This window comes from Sedimentisphaera salicampi (assembly GCF_002117005.1).
Classification (GTDB): Bacteria; Planctomycetota; Phycisphaerae; order Sedimentisphaerales; family Sedimentisphaeraceae; genus Sedimentisphaera; species Sedimentisphaera salicampi.
Map to the genome: position 1 here is coordinate 277,260 of NZ_CP021023.1, position 18,943 is coordinate 296,202.

An 18,943-nucleotide genomic window follows, 5' to 3' on the forward strand; every position below is an offset into this window, starting at 1 on the left:
GTGTTTTTATTATTTGCATGTTCCCATTCTGCCGCATTCAAGCCATTCGCTGGCCATCATAAAAAAATCGGAAGTGCCAACAAAGCAATCACCATCTAAATCGTATTCAGGCGGGAAAACGCAGGGATTTTTCTGATGATTATATATGTTTCGTATTTCCTGTTGATTCAGAGCTCTCTGGTATATCACGCATTCATCAAATCTCCCGGTAAATCCGGTTTCCCATGTATTCTTGTCTCTTCCCAAAACGACCTGCTGTTGAGGGTTTGCAGGAGGCTGGAGCGAGGCAGGGCCTGAAACTAAGTTCCCATTTACGTACAATCTAGCAAGCTCGCCGTCATAAGTTCCTGTTAAATACTGCCATTCTCCGGGCTGAAATGTTCCTCCCAGAGGCAGCCCCCAGCTCCCGTTTACTGTGAATTTCCAGCTCATAGAGTTTGAATCCTGAAAGAGTCCAAATCCTGAGTTTACATCCTCTGTTACAATAAAACGGTTCCAGTTGCCTGTAAAGTTTGGCGAAATTTTTATCCACCCTGAAACTGTGAAAGTTTCGCCGAAGTTTATTGTCGGGGATTTGATTCTGTCTTTAGGGTCTTTAAATTGAACACAGCCATCATTGCCGTCCTGCACAAAAGTTATATTGCCGGCTTCTGCTGGATGGAGGACGCCGTGATTGTTGTTCCCGCTTGTATCCTTCGCATTATCATCAAATTTCCATTGAATCAGAGAGCTGTAACTGTTTGGGGCTGCCGATAAATCCTCAATATCTTTGATTCCTGTGAGTCTTCCCATAGTGTTGAAACCAAGCCATGCGTTGTTTGTATGTCCGCGGTATCCTCCCATAGCAGTACCTGCAAGTCCTTCAGGACAGGACCCCTCATGAAAGGTTTTGCCGCCGGCTATAGAAGACTCGAAATCAACCAGCTGCATACTGTTGTTGAGAAGCAGCTCTGATTCAAGTTTATATTTTTCCTTGCCGGTGATTTTGTAAAGCTCGTAATAGTCGCCGGCATGCTCTGCTGCGTAAAAATCGCAGTATGAATGCCCCAAAGCTACAAGTCCCTGTCCGCTGGTGTAATATTCCGGCTCATAGAAAAGGTTAAGTTTAGAATAGTTATTTTCAGGTATTTCAATGTTCCATGTATATGTCCATGTTATGCCGATTTTTGCTGCTTGTTCCGCCGCTTCGAGCCATTTTGAATTGTCAGTGGCATTATAAAGAGCTGTAAATGCCCGCATCGTAATCAGCACACTCTCTTTATCTGTTACATTGCCGTTATCTATTGCTCCGCCTGTATATCGGCAGGGCAGATGATTGTTGCTGAATGCAAAATTTCCTGCTTTTACTGCTGTGTTCAGGTATTTTTCGTTTTGCGTTTCTTTGTAGAGACTTGTCAAAAAAGGCACTACAAAACAGCTTCGAGATTTATTAGAAGTTTTAGGTGTTCCGTCCTGAATATTGTACTTATTGTACCAGCTTCCGTCGCTGTTTTGATTATCGGTAAGCCAGTCGCCGAATTCTTTGCAGTATTCAAGCCAGTTAGGATGTTTAATGCCGCGATTCTTTTCAAACGAATAGCTTTTCATTATCACGAAAAAACCGTCGCCGTAATGCCTTAAATCACCTTCTTGGCTCCAGTTGTCTCCCCAGCCGCCTGCATACCATTTAGAAGGCAGCGCATTGTAATCCGGCCAGCTTCGGTTTGCCCAGAAATCTACCATATCTCTGCCGTAGCTCTTATGGGTTTCGCTGTTGTTTTCCTGTCCGTATCGAATCAAATGATAAGCACCTTCTATTTGAGCTCCTATCCAGCCCATTTGGTAGCTTGGATTTTTGAGTTCACCTGAAAATATATCTATATCGCCCCAAGGTATGCCTCTTATATTTTCCGGCCCTCTGGGCTCGCATATATCATAGATAAGGCTTATATTTGCTTCGTATGCCTTTTCCATATCCACAGAAAGGATATTATTTGAGGGATTATAGACTTCCCAGAAGTAATCAATTGTGTTTTCTGCTGCTCTATTAAAATCAGGCGAGCTTCCAGACTTTAAGATCAGATTATAATTATGTGTTATCCCTTGTTTTAGCGGATGGCTTCTTAATGTACTTGTTCCGCCGCTTCCAACATATGTTCGGTCTTGCTCTGTTCCGGGGAAAACAAAACCTATCAGGGGTTTAGGTTCTTTTCTTATTCCCAATGCCCCGTACTGCAATTTCTCATTGATTATCCTTGGGCGAAAGTCGTCCCCTGAAAAACTTGAGGAAGGTTCGGGGGCTTCCTGAGCTAATGTCAGGTGATATTTATCTCCAGTATTCTGCATCATTATAAAAGGACCGAGAGGGCAGTGAGTAGTAAAAAAGAAGAAATCATCGTCGGTTTGGAGCTTTGAATATGAGGCTATAGCTCTGGGAGGGGCAAATTGGTTTTGCTTGTATAATATCCCGGGAGAAAGATAGTTGAAATCTAAGATTGAATGTTGGAGTGCAGTTTTCAATCCAAATCTTGAGGAAAAGCCGCTATCGTTCTGATTAGCTTCTGAAACTCTAACGCTTCGTTCCAAAAAAAAGGTACTGTTTTCATTTCGGACTTGATAAATATCACGGAATAGAAGTTTTGAACCGTTAGGGCTTTCTATCAGTCCTCGGCAGACAATGCTGTTTGAGCCGCTTTCAACTTGGTTATAATTTGTTTTTTCCCAATTAGAATTGCCCTGAGAGTCTATCCATTCCACCTCAACAGGGCTTTTGCGTCCGAATCTGGCCTCACCGTCTATGCTTAACGAGATGCCGTTTACTTTAGTTATGGTAAGCGCAGAATTGCCGGATGTCAATTCAGCTGAGTATGAAGGAGAGAATAGACTGAATAGGCAAATAATTATTGAAAAGTAAAGTGTTGAATATTTTTTTATCATCCTCAGATTTCCATTTATAATTTAATGGTTAAACGGAGGCTGCGCAGTTTCGGCAGCCTCCGTTATTAATACCTTGATTCATAATTTAATTGCAGGGGCCGAGTCTGCCGCAGTAAAGCCATTCTGAGGCGAGTAATGCAAAGTCGTTAAGCGTAATTTGGCAATCGCCATCCAGATCCGTTTCAGGAGGGTTCATGCAAGGATTAACATCAATCACATCTGGGCCTGAATTATAATGAGCCTGTATCCAAGGGGCATCATATGGCCAGTCGTAAATCCTGATTTCGTTAAATGATGCATTAATCAGGCCGTTGCTCCACCAGTTATGCCCTATCAAATTATCCACATCATTTATATCAGACAAATTAACAGGCAGGTTCAAAGGCCCTGCTGCAAGATTTCCGTTAATGTAAAGTCTGCCTTCGCCTTTATTGCCGTCCCAAACCATAGCAAGCATAAATTCAGATCCCTCGATTGCCTGAGCAGGATCAGACCATCTTGCGTTACCGTTCGGCATATTAACGCCTACTGAAGGCCCGCTTTCAGGTGTCTGAAGCATTCCTGAAATGCCCTGGCCGCCGCTGTCGTTCAATATATCGCTGTCATTATCTTCTCCGAATGCAAAAATGGGGGCAAGCCAGTTCGACGGTTCAACTACCCTGTGCGGAGTAACCCATATTTCTATTGTCATAAAATTCCCGGCAGAGGATATTATGCCGTCCGGCAGAGTTACATAAGCAATATTGTTAGGATCATCAACAGGCCTTACCTGAGGATTATCAAGAAGAAGCTGGCTGCCATCTACAAATGAAGCTGCTGAAGAGGAAGGATCGTAGAGCTGGCCGTCTGCTGAGCCTGCTGAATCAGTCAGATCGCCGGAAAAACTCCAACGGTGCACTAGACCATCGCTAATTTCAAGAGAAGCCGGTGCAGTTTCTATAACTGAAGGGGAACCTGAATCGAGGGTAACTTTAGCCAAGTACATATACGCCTCATCATTTGCGTCTGGATTGTAGATGGTTAGAGTAGAGCCCGTTAAGGTAAGGCACATTACAGTCAGCAATAATATAATTTTTCTTGATACCATACTAATCCCTTCAAGAAGTTGGGATTATTCTATCTATGATTTTGAATTTAGGCAATGATAAATAATTATTCTACCGGCAAAATTAGCCACCGCTGCTCATCACTGCCGTTTTTTGTGTACTGTACAAGCCTTTTGTGGATTCCGTTTGGGTTAACCTGAAGAACCTTTCCTGAGTGTCTGGCTTGGAGATAATAAAAACCTCCTCCTGTATATTCAAGGCTCCAATGCTGGGAGTGATTTCCAGTTTCTGGCCACTGACAAAGCGTAGCACCGTCGTACATACTTCCCCCGCCTACAGCCAAATACTGCGAGCTGTTTATATTTTTCAGCTTGTAGTATGTTGCTTGTTCTGTTTTTTCGGCAATTTCAAATTTCCAAGACTGATTAGGATTGTCTAATATGTCCCATAGTATAACAGCAGCACCGTTTTCATTCGAAGCGCTTTCAACATCTGCGTTGAGATTAAGATGTGACGCGGGGGTGAGCCTGTAATTAAAGCCGTTCATTATTTTGATTGGGAGCATATTGAATGAAATTTTAGCTTTTTCCCCCTGATGGTTTACAGGAGCCATACTGTAAAGCGTTGTGTTATCGCTGCTTATTTCTATGGATCTGCTGTATCCCTCTTTGTTGTAAATTTGATACTCAAGTGGATTCTGCATCCTGTACCAGCTGCCTCTTGCGTTGTTGAAATTTATAAAGTTATCGCTTCCCCTGGCGGTCCCGGGCGACTGAAACATCCCTGAAACAATTACCGCTGAGCCATTTTGATTGTAGGTTCCGCTTGTTACAAAGGGGCTTGAGCCGGGAGTATAGCCGCATTCGCTTGTAATTTTTGTCCCTCTCTGTGAACTGTCTGGCCAATTTGAAAGTGAGGAGCTTATCTTATAGTAAATAGGATTTCCCTGAAGTTTTACTATTTCATAAACCATTATATATTCTCCGTTGGGCATTCTTTCAACTATTGGCATACCGGGTCTAAGATTAGTTCCAAGAGCAACATCTTCGGTTAGATCTCCCCAGAAATACCCGCCTGTGGAAGAGCTTTTATGGGAGATTTTCTGTTCGTGTTCAGGATCCCTCTCATCTGAGAAGAAACAGTAAAGTTTGTCGTCATCTCCAAGTGTAAAGAAAGGTTCCCATATTGGCTGGCTGCCCCAGTTTCCCTCAGCCACAGTGCTCAGGTAAGACCAGCTCAACCCTTCATCAAGGCTTCTGTAAACGTCAATCTTTATATGCTGCCAGTCTGGAGATACCGTGATCCCGGCGCATAGTATTGCGCCTTCTGGACAGCCGACAACATCCCTTGGCATTTCGAATAATACCGGCTGCCATCTCATCCCCCATCTAATGCTGGAAGAACCGTTATGTGTATCATGGATTTCCGAAATCTTGTTCCAGCTCCTCCCGCCGTCGCAGCTTTTGTAAACGGGGAAATACGGGACCTTACTGTAATCTTCAGGGAATCGGGAAAAAGTGGCCACTAAATTTCCGTTTGATAGCTCTATAACACGAGGATAAGAGCTGCCTGGAACCATCGCATTTCCGAGAGGCAGATAGAGATCTTGTTCATAGTTCCCTGAGCTTGCAAGCAGCCATTCGGAGTTGAGCTCTTCGATTAAGTAAAAATCTTCAATCCCGCTGTAGTCTGAGGATAAAATACCGAAGTCTGAAATGTCAACAAAGTTGTCTGTATTCAAATCAGCTTCGAGGTGTAGAGATCCGCTGCAAAAAAGAGAAGTAATAAGAACTGCGAGCGTTTCGAGTCTAATGTTTTTTTTCATGTTATTACCAGAATAAATTATCTCAAAAAACGGGAGCGAACAATTGTCCGCTCCCGCTTAAACTGTAGCATTTTTATGGATTATTACAATGTATCAGGCATAATGTTGTTAACCATCCATTCGCCCGCTATAAGCGAAAGGTCTTGCAGGTCTACCTTGCAGTCTTCGTTCAGGTCGTATTCAGGCAGTTCATAGCAGAACGGCTCTGCATCTGGTTTTAAATCGAAGAAAAGCTGCGCTACGGCTGGTTTGCTCAGCGGATAATTATATATCCTTACATCATCAAGCATCCCGAAGAACGTATCCCAGTCCTGCATACCTGCCCCTATAACCAGAGGCTGATCATTTACAGGAAGATTTCCTGCGGCTACTGCTGAGTTTTCAACTATAAGCTCACCGTCTATGAAGAGCCTGTAAGCTTCTGCATCTGGAGCCGGGTCGTATTGTGCAGTAACCATATGCCATTGATTGTCAGCAAGATTTATTCCTGGCCAGAGCTGCGAATCGCCGGATGTCTCAAAAATGTAAAAAGGAGTTTGATTACCATTGGCAGCAGTGCTTATAAACCAGCCCTGATTGTCTGGATCGTCGAATTTGGCCATAAGCATTCTCCATGTTTGAAAATCATCTGTTTTTACCCACATATTTACCGTAAAACCGTATGGATAGAAGTTGAAGTAGTCAGTGCTTTCTTGAATTATCATAGGCCTGTTATCACCGAAAAATTCAACACCCTCTCCATCAATTCCGTTTGCGATGTAATTCGGGTCGTTTATCACACCACCGTGAGTTGTTGCAGCTGGGATATTTTCATCTACGCTGTCTTCAAGATTTGAATTGAGTTTCCAGTGGCCGGCAAGCCTGAAAGTCATTAGTCTCGCCGAGTCTGAAACAGCGGGGTCGAAGCCTGCGCTCAGCCCTTGGCAATAATAATAGCCTTCATCCTCTACTGAAACGTTCTCAATAGTAAGTGTATCAGAATTTGCTCCGGATATTCTTGTTGTATTTGATAGCGGGTCGGGACTGCCTTCCTTGAACCATGCATACATTTCTATATTTTCTGCCTCAATGCTGAATTGAGCTGTCTGAGACTGCTCAAGGTACTGAGGCTCTGGGGAAGAAACTATTATTGGTGCGAAGGGGAGAGTGGTAAAGCTGTATTTTGGCGTTGAATAAGCCTCTCCGCCTTCTTCAGCCTGCACTTGCCAGTAATATGTGGTTTCATTAACCATACCGGAAGGCGAAAAGCTTGTGTCTCCTGTAACAGTGTATTCGGTAAGGTTGTTAGGGTCTGAGCCGAAGAATACGCTGTATTCACTGAAGTTTGATGTGTCTGTTGTCTGCCAGTCTAATGAAGAATCAAGAGCAACTTCAGTTTGTCCTGTTTGAGGGAAAATGTTTACAAACTTGTTTTCTATATCAGCCTGCACGCCAGAAGCATCAAGTGCCTCATCATAAATCCTCATATCATCCATAAAGCCTTCAAAGCCTGTAAACCAAGGACTCCAGCCTCCCCAGCCCATATTTACTGCCTGACCTTCTTCAATGTTGATTTCGGTCCCTTCGGTTTCAGTATTGCAATCTGTTTGCAGAGCACCGTCGAGATAAATATCAATCTCCCCGATTGTGTCATTTTCTTCAACTACTACCGCAAAGTGATGCCATTGGCCGTCGTTGATTACTGCTTGGGTTGCCTTCATTCCGCCGAAAACATCAACCCTCAGCTTGCTGTCTCCTGACACTGCAACGCAGATTGACTTCCCTCTGTTGGGCCACCATTTCCCTTCATCATTGAACGGATCTCCCCAGCCTATAATGCTTGCGTTAGAATCAGTAGTATTAATCCATCCGGTTACAGTGAATGGGTTAATTCCCTGAACGGCGTGATATCCGGGGATATCCAGTCCCGGGTAGCCGCTTGCGGGAAATTCAATACACGTACCTCTTTGCGCATCATCAGTAACCCAAGCGGCGCTTCCGCTGAGCACACCGTCTGCCATGGCATAACCGCTGTCTTGAATCTCTGTTCCCGAGCCTTTGTAGAGGCTCCATTGATTCAAAATTTCAGCTTTTGCCAACGAGCAGCAAATAAAAGCTAATATAAAATATATTCTGAAAAACATAAATGAACCTTTCACTAAAAAAATAAGATTATTGTCATTACCGGTTTTTCTTTCTGCTTCTTAAAGCCAGAGCTCCAAACGAAAGCAAACTCAAGGTGACAGGCTCTGGAACTATCTGCATAACCTCTGAAGAACTGAGAGCGTGGTCATAAATCCTCATATCATCCATTAGTCCATCGTAGCCTGTAAACCATGGGCTCCAGCCGCCCCATCCCATATTAACGTGCTGGCCCTGTTTAATATCAATAGCGGTTGTTTCAGTTTCAGTGCTGAAATTTGTTTGCAAAGCTCCATCCAGATACAGATCAACGTCCCCTATTGTGGCGTTTTCTTTAACTGAAACCGCAAAATGATGCCATTCGCCGTCATTTATGCTTGCCTGAGTCGCTTTCATTCCCCCGAAAACATCAAACCTTAATTTGTTGTCTCCTGACACTGCAACGCAGATTGAACTTCCGCTGCTTTTCCACCAATCTCCTTCAGCGTAAGGGTCTCCCCACCCGATGATGCTTGCATCTGAGTCAGTAGTCTTTATCCAGCCGGCAATGCTGAATGCGTTGGTTCCCTGCACAGCGTTATAATTATATATATCTACGCCCGGGTAGCCGGAAACAGGAAATTCTGCACAGGTGCCTCTTTCAGGATCGCCAGTTTTCCATGTTGCACTTCCGTTTAATGTGCCGTTGTGGGGATTGGAGCCTGTGTCATATACGGTGTCTCCCTGCCCCTGCTCAAAGTTCCAGTGGTTTATAAAACCCGCTTGAAGATTAATTGTGAGACCCCCAAAAACCAGAATTAAGTAATACTTGTAACTCATAATTTATCCTTTCAGAAAAGAAATTATTAACGCTGTTTTTTAATAAAACGAATTTTCGGCTCTGCAAATATACCCCAATCTCCGTTTGGGGTATCCACGCCATCTGTAGAAGTAAGTGTGATGAAATCATCTTCCGGCTTAATCGGAATTGAAACCCTTCTCACTGATTTATCAGCTGTTGCTGAGGGCCAGTTGAATTTCACTTCTCCATCAACAAGCACTTTGAAATCCATCTCCCCAAAACCATCTTTTTTAGCGGTACTTCCAACTCCGCAAACTGCGGAGAATCTTTCAGCCTCTATTTCATCGAAAGCCGTGCGCATTGCATTGAGACTGAATGTTATTCCCATGTTGGAGTGCAGGTAGATGTAGTTATGCGGGTAATTAAGGTTTTTATTTCTTAAGGCAGGGAAACCCTTAATTAATGAATCTGTTTTGTTTATTTTTCCGTATGCCGGCGAAGACCAGCAGACCCCATCGGTTTTTCCGAAGTCACAGGTAAGCCCAGTTGCAGAAATTTCTGTTTTACCTTTTGGCACAAAAATCCCTTCTATAAATTTGCTTTTAACCGGAAGAAAAGAATTATCTGAGACAGTTGATTTATCCCCTTGAATCCTTCTGAAAACACCTTTTGATGTGTCGATTCCAAAATTGATTTTTCCTGTCCCGAGGCCGTTTCCTCCGCCTACCATATCGGCTAAATCGAGCTGTTTTTCCCCCCGCCATACAATATCCTTTTCTTTGTTGATATAGCGCGCGAAGAATTCTTCCTTAACGTCAATCCTGCTCACAGATGAACTGTTGTTTGAAATTCTGCAAGCGGTGTTTTCTGTAACTTCCATTACAGTATTGTTTATCCAGCTGTTAGTGTTTAGCAGCTTGGTTTTGCCTTTAATAACGTGCAGCTCAGTATCGCCGTCTTTTCCGGCAAACACCCCAAATTCAGTGCCCAGATCAACTATCTTTGAGTTCGGGGTTGTTACGGTAAAGCCGAAATCTTCATCCTTCACTATCGAATAAAGCTTTCCGCGTTCCAGCCTAACCTGAGCAGGGCTGTTGAACCTGAATTCTGCCGGTCCTTCAATAAGCACCTTAGTCTGGTTTTCAGTTTCGAATTCTGCGATTCCGCCGGCGAGGGTAATAGTTTCTTTCTGTGCATACAGCGTGCTGCCTTCTGTGAGGTTCGTTCCCTTCCATTCAGCATTAATGGAGCTTCTCAGTACGGCTGTTTCAATTAGTTCCGGTGCGAAAAAATTTGCATATACAACAAGAAATACAAGCGCAGCTGAAGTTATTGCAAGAAGGCCAAAGGTGAGCTTGCTGAAAGTTCTATTGCTGGCTGGTGAGCTCTCGTATTCCGAAATTTGCTCTTTAGTTTTTTCATTATCCTGCTTCGTCTTGGGGAATGATATTATGCCGCTGTCGTTTTCATTGCTGAGCACTGAGCGTGCTAAACTCAAATCCACCTTTTTATCTGTTTTTTCTATTTCAACACTTCCGTATGGCGAAAGCTCAACATAAAGCTGAACAGTTTCTGCGTACAGCCTCCTGAAGGCCTCATTTTCTCTCATAGCCGTGTTGATAAGAGATATTTCTTCAGCTGAAGCTTCTGCCTCGAAAGACCGAAGTACAATATTTACAAAATCTTTTCTGCTGATCTTATCCATTTCTCTGCCAAACAATCAAAGTTTTCTTAATGCAGGCAAGCAGATTGCAGTGAATCCTGGCCATCACCTTATATATCCCGCTTTTAGACCTTTGCAGATTCTCAGCCACCTTTTTATAGCTCAGGCCCTCTTCATAATGCATCCAGATCATTTTTTGATCTTCATCGCTCAATTTCTTCAGGCACCCATCAAGGGCATTTCGTCTTTGCTCTTCGAGTTCTGATAAATCGTTGAATTCATCTAATATCTGTTCGTAAACATCATTCGAGAGAAACAGCTTGTTCCTGCTTTGAGATTTTCGGTAATCAAGGATCTTGTAGTGGGCTATGGCTATACCCCAAGCAGCGAAGTTCTTATCTTCCTGATACTTGTCAAACAGCCTCCACATTTCAGAAGCAGTCTGCTGGAGCAGGTCTTCAGCGTCGCTTCTGTGATGAACCAAACTCAGAATGTAGAAGAAAATCTTCTTCTGAGATTTAGAATACAGCTCTATGAAATTGGTTTTTGAAGTTTGCATTAATTTTTCTTAAAACCCTTATTATTTTTTCCCTCACTATGTTATAGGCTAAATTTCCAAAATTAGAGGGTTAAAAAAAGTAAAATTTGATATTTTCAGAGAAATGGCACAAATTATCTAACCAGCAAAAGAGATTCTACCCTTCAGTTTACTCTTGTGAAAACATAAATTGAAATTCAAAGTAATATAAAACGATTGAAAATTATTATAGACATATTAGTATATACCGATAAGAAGTAAGCGGGGAAGTAATTGGGCTTTAATCCAATAAATATATTTTCGTCCCGAAATTTCGGGGATAAGTTCTACAGGAACAGAAGGCAGAATATTTCAAACAATTTTTCTGTTGCCGGTACGGTATCGCCTTTTGTCAGAGGGGGACTTTTTGTATTTATTTTTATATCTGTTCCGCTGTTTTTCTTTTGCCTTGAGATTTACTTCTCAGTAGGCGAGAGCTATGAGTACAGCGGGTTTGTCTCGAATTACATATTAGTCGGTCTGTACTGCATACTTATACCAATCTTCATAGCAAGTACCTGTCTTATGCTGATAAGGCCGATTTACACCCTTTTCTGTTTGATTTATATGCTTCTGGTTGCAGGTGTAAGCTTTTTGATTGCACCAACAATAATGGAAAGGGTGTTCGATATGTGGATAGACTTTTTGCATTATGTTGCCGATTTGCCGCCTGATACAAGATAAGAACGGAGATTTATTTTTATGCTGAAAAGGCTTTTGGTCGTAGATGACGAACCTTCAAACATCTTTACTCTTCAGTCTATGCTGGAGTACAGGGAGGACTTTGCTGTTGATTCCACGGAATCGGGGTTTCAGTGTATTGAGATGGTTAAGCGGAACAAGTACGACTTAGTTTATCTGGATATTATGATGCCTGAGATTGACGGGTTTCAGGTATGCGCAAAAATCAAGGAAATCAATGAAAACATCCCTGTGATTCTGGTTACAGCCCTAAGCGACAGCGATTATCTCCGCAAGGGGTTTGAGGCAGGAGCGATAGATTATATCAGAAAGCCTGTTGATGACCTCGAACTCAAGGCCAGGACTAACAATATACTGAAGAACAAAGAGGCCGAGAATAAAATACGGGAGCTTTATTCGAGCCTTCTAAGAGATCTGAAGGTCGCTTCGAAGATTCAGTCTCATATGCTTCCGCCGGAGTTTGTTGTAGATACTGATATGAATTTCTGTTCCGGCTATTCCCCCTCCACCCAGATCGGAGGGGATCTCTACGATATAATAAAGCTCTCTGCTGATCGGATTTTCGTCTATATTGGCGATATATCCGGACACGGGGCTCAGGCAGCCCTTCTTATGGCTGCTGTTAAGTCCACTATAAGGGTGATCATAGAGGAAAAGGAGGGTGAAATAGAGCCCTATGAGCTTATGAACATACTCAACAAAACCCTTGCCGGCAATTTATTCGAGAATCATTATATGACACTTCTTGCCGGCGTGATTGATTTAAGCAGCGATGAGTTTACCTTTTTCAACGCAGGCCATCTTCCAATTATCCAATTTAACTGCAAGCAGAGAAAGGGCTCTCAGCTTGCAAACAAAGGCTCAATCCCAATCGGCTGGGATTCTTCCCTTGAATACCACAAGGAAGAGCAGGATACAATCACCCTCTCCGGTGATAACATTTACATCCTGCTTACAGACGGGATTATTGAGTGCGAAGGGCCGGACAGCGAAGAACTGGGGATTGAGGGCTTTATAGACCTGCTTGAGAGTGTGATAATCCCTGATACCTGCCTGCTCCTGCCGCACAAGGTGAAGAGTTGGCTGCACAATGCCGGCTACGAGATCAGTCAGGATGATTTCTCAATGCTCAGTTATGAGAAGAGCTCCAACCCAAACACCTTCACTTTCGAGCTGAGCCAGCTCACAGGCGCAGCAGAATCCGGAATCACCAAGTTTGAACCCGCAGACTACAATCTGGACAACGTGTCTCTTGCGAGCAAGATAATCGAAAGGCTCTGCTATGAAAAAAGCTTCTCCAGCAAGCTCGCTGCAGAAGCTGAACTGGTTACAAGCGAGTTTGTTACTAATATAATTTCCCACGGCTTGAAGCCAAATGAAGTGCCTTTGGTTTTAGTGCAGCTCTTATTTGATGAAAGCGGAGTGAACCTGCGTTTTGTAGATAATGGAGTTGAATGGAAACCAGATATACTGCAGGCGAGCTTGGCAGGCTTTTTCGAGAAGCTGGATAAATTCTCAGAATCCGGCAGGGGAATGGCGATCATCAAGAGTATCTCCAAGGCGATAAAGAGGCAGCGTTTTGACGGTATGAACGAAACCTCCGTATATCTTGTGAATGATTAGGCGGGCTTATGAAACCTCAAGTAAGTATAGTTGTAAGAGCGTGCAATGATATAGCGTACATTGAACAAACCCTTGAGATGATCTCAAGGCAGAGCTTTCAGAATTTCCAGCTTTTATGCCCCGATTCAAATTCTACAGACGGCACATACGAAAAATTATGCTCCTACTGCTCCGAAGCCTACCGCATTGAAGGCAGATACGTGCCCGGGAAAGTGCTCAATGAAGCGGTGAGTAAATGCAGGGGCGAGATAATCGTTTTCAATAATTCAGACTGCGTTATCCAGGATGAACGCTGGCTCGAGAATCTTATCAAGCCTTTCGAGGATCAGCAGGTAACCGCTGTTTACGGCAAGCAGGTGCCGAGAAAAGATGCAGATCCTCTTGTGGTAAAGGATTACAGCAGGGCATTCAGCCGAGAATCGCTCAAATGGGGGAATTTTTTCTCCCTTGCCACAAGTGCAATCAGGAAGAGCTCATTGCTCGAACACCCGTTCAATGAAGAAATTCAGTATTCTGAAGATGTGGAATGGGCTTGGCGGGCAAGGCAGAGGGGCGAGAAGATTGCCTTTGCAGAGGGGGCGGTTGTTGAGCATTCTCACAATTATACAGTTGAAGAAATAAAGAAAAGATTCTACGGCGAGGGGCTCGCCGAGCCTGCAATTTATGGAAGAAGGCCTGCAGAAGAGACCTTCCCAGCTTGCGTTATTAAGCCGGTGGTGGCGGAGACCTTGAGAGACTGGATATATCTTCTAAAAATCGGCCGGTTGGATTTGTTCCTCTGGGCGCCAAAATACCGCTGGCTTCAGAGAAGCAGTGTGTATAATGGGATTAAAGAATATTACACTTAGCCCCATTAATAAAGCCTTTTTAAAAATTTATGTTGTATAGAGGGCATTTATTTTTAGTATAGGTAATGTTAGCCAGTTTTGAACTGAGTCAGCTTTGAAGGATGCGGATTCAGGTTTTAATCAGGTTCTGTTTTGGAGCTGCGTAAAAGTGAAAATAGCTATTGTTACCAACAGATTTTACCCTGAGGTCGGAGGAGCTGAAACTAACATCTACTTTCAGGCTTGCAGCCTTGCAAAGCAGCATGAGGTGTCGGTTTTCTGTCCAAAACGTATTGATGCCCCAGATTATGAAAAGCTCAGCGGCTTCGAACTTTTCCGCCTGAAAGACTGGAAAAACCGCAAAGGCGAATATCCCAACATAAAAACCGAAACATTAATGCCGGCTGTTTTTTTTAAGATTTTTACGGGCAGCTACGATGTTGTGATGTATTTCCCCGCTTTGAGCAAAAATAATATGCTCGGATTTATTGCTGCAAAATTAAGCGGCAAGAAAAATGTGCTCTGCTGTTTCGATTGGCTTGATTACAGTAAAATAATGCACCAGACTGGTGATATAGACCCCAATATTATGGAGAGGCAGGAGGCGAAGTGGTATCAGAAATTCTTCCTCAAAAGATTTGACTATATCTTCGCAATATCAAATAAGGAGATTGAATTTTTCAAAAAATATAATTCCAGCGTGGGCTATTCCCCAGTTCCCATTCGTTTGGAGGAATACGATAATTTTGATGCTCCAAATCCGAGGGAGAAGTATGGGATTAGAGAAGATGAGTTTGTTTTCCTCTCGCTTGGCCGTGTATGTAAAATAAAGGGGCAGGATATAGCCCTTAAGGCCTTTGCAAAGGCGGCAGGGAAGGTTTCCGAAGCGAAGTTGGTCTTCGTGGGCAGGCAGGATTACGACCCGCAGATAACATCTGAAATGAAGGCCTTAATTGAGGAAAACGGGCTTGAAGACAGAGTGCTGTTTACAGGAATGGTGGATAGGGAAGAGGTTATCGGATGGCTTAGGCATTCGGATATTCACGTTATACCAGTCCGTTTTATGAATTCCGGTGCGGTTGTGGTGGAGAGCTGGATTAGCGGTACGCCGGTTCTTCAGAGTGATGTGGTAGACCCGAATCTTGTGGAAGAAGGTGTGAACGGATATAACTTCAGAAGGGCGGATGTTGACCATCTTGCTGAAAAGATGGAGAAGGCCTTTAGAAATAGGGCTGATTTCCCCGAGTTGGCGAGTACGGGGGAAAAGCTGGTTCGGGAAAAATACACTTATGAGTATTTAACTAACCTCTACATAAACACTTTCAAAAGTCTAACGGATTAGCTTTAGCGGGCGTGTTGAATGAAAATACTCTATGTAAATCACCAGTGCGGCTTTTTTGGCGGAGTTGAATCTTTTGTTTTCAAATCCGCACAGAGCCTCTCTGCCGCCGGCTGGGAGTGTTACGGCCTTTTTGAAAAGCAGCATAAATTTGAGAGCTCTTATCAAAATGCTTTCAAAGACGCTTTTTTTGTTAATTCCGGGAGGCTCGAAGAGAGCCTTGATTCGCTTAAAACTGAAGGAGTTAAGATTGCTTTTGTGCATAAGATATTCTCGCCGGAGCTGCTTGATGAGCTGAGCAGAAGATTTAAGACAATCGTCCTATTTCACGATCATGATTATTATTGCCTTAGAAAACATAAGTATTTCCCCATAATAAGGCGAAACTGCCATAAACCCGCAGGACTGTACTGCCTGCTTTGTTCTGGTATGATAGAGAAAAATTTCAGCAGCCCTCTAAACTTTTCTTTTTTGGATGTCAGGCGTTTCTACTCTATGTTTCGCAGGCTCAAAAGGAGCGATCGATTCCTCGTTCTCTCTGATTATATGAGAGATAATCTTACGGTAAATGGGTTTGATTCCAGCAGGATTAGAAAATTGCGCCCGATAATTCAGCCCGCCCAAACGAACTCAAGTTCCGAAGGCGGGAATTTTAAGATACTGTATATCGGCCAGCTTATAAAGGGCAAGGGGGTGGATCTTCTTATCAAAGCCCTGAAATATCTCAGTCCTGGCTGGGAGTGCGAAATTGTAGGGCAAGGAAACGATTCGGAAAATCTCAAACTTCTTGCTGAATCTGAGGGGTTGAACGATAAGATCGATTTTTTAGGCTGGAGCAGCAGTCCAGAAGAGCTTTATAAAAGCTGCGATGTGGTTGCTGTACCATCCCGCTGGCAGGAGCCGTACGGGCTTGTGGGCGTGGAGGCAGGTGCACACGAAAAGCCGGTTGTGGGTTTTAATGTTGGGGGGATAAGCGAATGGCTCAAAGATAACACAAACGGCTTTCTCGTGCCTGAAGGCGATGTGCGGAAATTTGCCGAGGCCATCGAGAAGCTCAAAGAAGATAAGCATTTAAGAGGAAAGCTGGGAATGCAAGGAAAAAGACTCGTGAGAGAAAACTGCTCGCCGGAGAATTTTGAAGCTGCTATGAGAAATATTTGTACGGAAGCTGGCGGAGGGTAATTTATGAAAATATTCGTTAGCGCTATGGCGTTCGACAGCGGAAGAAGCGGCATCTCAAACTACATCTATAACGTGGTTAGCGGGCTTGCGAAGAAAGCTAAGATTGAGCTTGCTGTTTTGAGCTCCGATGCAAAATTCTTTGAGGGTATGGAGAATGTTGAGCTTGTGAAATATCCTGATTTTTTCGGCTGCCCAGCTTTCAATGCCCTCTGGCATCTGTTTGTTTTGCCCTTCCGTCCTGCTGCGGGTAAATGTGATTGCATTTTCCTCCCTGCGGCAAACAGGAGGCTCTTTTCGTGGTTCTCAAGGCCTTCTGTGGCAACCTTCCACGACCTCTCACAATTCCATGTATCTGAAAAATACGACCGTTTGAGGGTTTGGTATGTTTTTAAGTTTCTGAGAAAATTTTTGAACAGGGCCGATAAGATCTGTGCAATCAGCAAAAGCACAGAGGATGATATACTCAAATATTACAATATAGATAAGAGCAGGATATTCGTAAACTACAACGGCTTCGACCGTAAGCGTCTTGACACTGAATATTCCCCGGAAAAGCTCGCTGAGCTGAGAGTTGAGCCACCTTATATTTTGTATATATCAAGAATTGAACACCCGGGCAAGAACCACCTGAACCTCATAAAAGCCTTTGAGCAGCTAAATGATCATTATTCTGAGTATCAGCTTGTCTTTGCGGGCAGCGATTGGTCTGGCGCGAGAGCTGTAAGGGAGGCCGCCGAGAGATCTGAGAAAAAAGAGCGAATAAATTTTCTGGGCTTTGTTGAAGATTCCTACCTGCCTCAACTCTACAAAGGGGCATCGGTATATGCGTTTCCTTCATTTTGCGAGGGGTTTGGTATTCCTCTTCTGGAGGCGATGTATTGCGGCATTCCCTGTGTTTGCTCCGAAAATACTTCTCTGGAAGAGATCGGCGGAGATGCCGTATTGCTTTTTGATCCGAAAAATCCGCAGGAAATCGCAGAAAAGATAGAACTGGCTGTCAAGGATGAAAAGCTCAGCTCAGAGCTGATTGAGAAAGGGAAAAAGAGGGTTGAGGACTTCAGTTGGGAGAAGCACGTTGAGTCAATTTTGGATCAGTTCACAAACATAAGGAGCCGAAAGTGAGGCGGCTTATAGACATAATTGTTTCTGTTATAGTCCTTATTCTGATTTGCTTGCCGAGCGGGATTGTATGGGCGTTTGTCTCAATATTTGCCGGCAAAGATTTTCTGACTTGCAGAATAATTTTCGGTAAAGATTTCAAGCAGGTTAAGGTTTGCTGGTTTGGGATGCAAAGCTCTTTTTTTTCTTCGCTGCCCCTGTTTTTAAGCCTGCTTAAAGGCGATATTACGCTTGTCGGTACGAGTTTCTACCCCTGCGAGGAATACTCCCAAAGCCAGATACCTGAAAAAATTGCAGAATTCAAGCCGGGGATTTTTAATTTGTGGTATGTCAAAAGGCATACAAAAATCCATCATGCTGAAAAAACAGATATAGATCTTCTCCAGCTCAGCGGAAGGGGACTCAAAAAAGACTTTGCTATAATGGTAAAATACATTCCTGCTTCGATCTATAAATCCGATGAGGGCTCTATTAAAGACAGCGTTACCCTTCTGGATGTTACCTTTAACAACTGTACTATGAACGAGGCATTGAGGTTTATTCAGAAGGGGGTTGAGAATTCTGCCAAAGGAATGTACTTTTTTATAAATCCTGATTGTTTAAATAAAACCTTCACAGACAAGTATTATTTTGATATACTAAGGAAGGCCGATTATGTGTTTCCTGATGGAGTAGGAATAAACATAGGCAGTAAAATGACAGGACAGACTCTGAAACAAAATGTAAATGGGACTGATATGTTCCCTTTGCTTTGCAGTATGTGCGAGCAGAGGGGCTATTCTATATACTTTCTTGGTGCAAAACCAGGCATAGCCGCCAAGATGGTTTCAATGCTGAAAGAGAAATATACCAGATTAAAGATAACAGGCTTCCGAGACGGCTACTTCAACAAAGATACTGAGAGCGAGTCTGTTATAGATGCAGTAAATGAAACAGGTGCTCAGGTACTTCTTGTGGCATTTGGCGTGCCTGTTCAGGAAAAGTGGATTTATGAAAACAGAAGCAGGCTTGCTCCGCCGGTAGTAATGGGCGTGGGCGGATTGTTCGATTTCTACTCGGGCAATATAAAGCGAGCCCCCGGCTGGCTGAGGGATTTAGGCGGCGAGTGGATTTACCGCCTTATTCAGGAGCCCGGGCGAATGTGGCGGCGTTATATTTTGGGAAACCCGGTGTTTATTCGCCGGGTGCAAAAATGGAAGAAGCAATTAGATAAGGGTTGAAT

14 protein-coding genes are annotated in these 18,943 nt (G+C 43.5%); 7 read left to right on the forward strand and 7 right to left on the reverse strand.

Features of this window, described 5'->3' with window-relative positions; genetic code table 11:
• Positions 1-9 precede the first annotated feature (9 nt).
• The 7 genes from STSP1_RS01005 to STSP1_RS01035 all read right to left on the reverse strand — a co-directional run bounded on the left by STSP1_RS01005 (position 10) and on the right by STSP1_RS01035 (position 10,911).
• The gene (locus tag STSP1_RS01005) at positions 10-2,835 is read right to left on the reverse strand and encodes a LamG domain-containing protein (RefSeq protein ID WP_161491549.1); all 2,826 of its coding nucleotides are present in this window, start codon (positions 2,833-2,835) and stop codon (positions 10-12) included.
• A gap of 166 nt (positions 2,836-3,001) precedes the next feature.
• Positions 3,002-4,003, reverse strand: a complete 1,002-nt coding sequence (locus STSP1_RS01010) for a LamG-like jellyroll fold domain-containing protein (protein WP_085754559.1) — start codon at positions 4,001-4,003, stop codon at positions 3,002-3,004.
• A 65-nt stretch (positions 4,004-4,068) separates the two neighbouring features.
• On the reverse strand, positions 4,069-5,787 hold the full coding sequence (locus STSP1_RS01015; protein ID WP_085754560.1) for an RICIN domain-containing protein: 1,719 nt from the start codon (positions 5,785-5,787) through the stop codon (positions 4,069-4,071).
• A gap of 83 nt (positions 5,788-5,870) precedes the next feature.
• Positions 5,871-7,847: a LamG-like jellyroll fold domain-containing protein gene (locus STSP1_RS01020; protein ID WP_161491550.1), complete on the reverse strand. Its 1,977-nt coding sequence runs from the start codon at positions 7,845-7,847 to the stop codon at positions 5,871-5,873.
• A 100-nt stretch (positions 7,848-7,947) separates the two neighbouring features.
• Positions 7,948-8,727 (reverse strand): LamG domain-containing protein, encoded by a 780-nt coding sequence (locus STSP1_RS01025; protein ID WP_085754562.1) that lies wholly within the window; start codon positions 8,725-8,727, stop codon positions 7,948-7,950.
• 26 nt (positions 8,728-8,753) lie between these two features.
• A complete protein-coding gene (locus STSP1_RS01030; protein ID WP_123806941.1) occupies positions 8,754-10,409 on the reverse strand; it encodes an NPCBM/NEW2 domain-containing protein in 1,656 nt (551 codons plus the stop codon).
• Positions 10,387-10,911, reverse strand: coding sequence for a sigma-70 family RNA polymerase sigma factor (locus tag STSP1_RS01035; RefSeq protein WP_085754564.1), 525 nt, complete (start codon positions 10,909-10,911; stop codon positions 10,387-10,389). Before STSP1_RS01035 ends, STSP1_RS01030 begins: the two co-directional genes overlap by 23 nt.
• A gap of 252 nt (positions 10,912-11,163) precedes the next feature.
• Between STSP1_RS01035 and STSP1_RS01040 the strand changes: the two genes are divergently transcribed.
• From STSP1_RS01040 to STSP1_RS01070, 7 genes are all read left to right on the forward strand, one after another.
• Positions 11,164-11,613 carry a hypothetical protein gene (locus STSP1_RS01040; RefSeq protein WP_085754565.1) on the forward strand — a complete coding sequence of 150 codons (450 nt, stop codon included), beginning with the start codon at positions 11,164-11,166 and terminating at the stop codon, positions 11,611-11,613.
• An 18-nt stretch (positions 11,614-11,631) separates the two neighbouring features.
• On the forward strand, positions 11,632-13,254 hold the full coding sequence (locus STSP1_RS01045) for a response regulator (protein WP_085754566.1): 1,623 nt from the start codon (positions 11,632-11,634) through the stop codon (positions 13,252-13,254).
• An 8-nt stretch (positions 13,255-13,262) separates the two neighbouring features.
• Complete coding sequence (locus STSP1_RS01050; RefSeq protein WP_085754567.1) at positions 13,263-14,102, forward strand: glycosyltransferase family 2 protein; 840 nt, start codon at positions 13,263-13,265, stop codon at positions 14,100-14,102.
• 148 nt (positions 14,103-14,250) lie between these two features.
• Entirely contained in the window at positions 14,251-15,423 is a 1,173-nt protein-coding gene (locus STSP1_RS01055) for a glycosyltransferase family 4 protein (protein ID WP_161491551.1), read from the forward strand.
• Positions 15,424-15,441: 18 nt separating this feature from the next.
• Positions 15,442-16,602, forward strand: a complete 1,161-nt coding sequence (locus STSP1_RS01060; RefSeq protein ID WP_085754569.1) for a glycosyltransferase family 4 protein — start codon at positions 15,442-15,444, stop codon at positions 16,600-16,602.
• 3 nt (positions 16,603-16,605) lie between these two features.
• Positions 16,606-17,724: a glycosyltransferase family 4 protein gene (locus STSP1_RS01065; protein ID WP_085754570.1), complete on the forward strand. Its 1,119-nt coding sequence runs from the start codon at positions 16,606-16,608 to the stop codon at positions 17,722-17,724.
• Complete coding sequence (locus tag STSP1_RS01070) at positions 17,721-18,941, forward strand: WecB/TagA/CpsF family glycosyltransferase (RefSeq protein WP_085754571.1); 1,221 nt, start codon at positions 17,721-17,723, stop codon at positions 18,939-18,941. The genes STSP1_RS01065 and STSP1_RS01070 overlap by 4 nt, the downstream gene beginning before the upstream one ends.
• Positions 18,942-18,943: the final 2 nt, after the last annotated feature.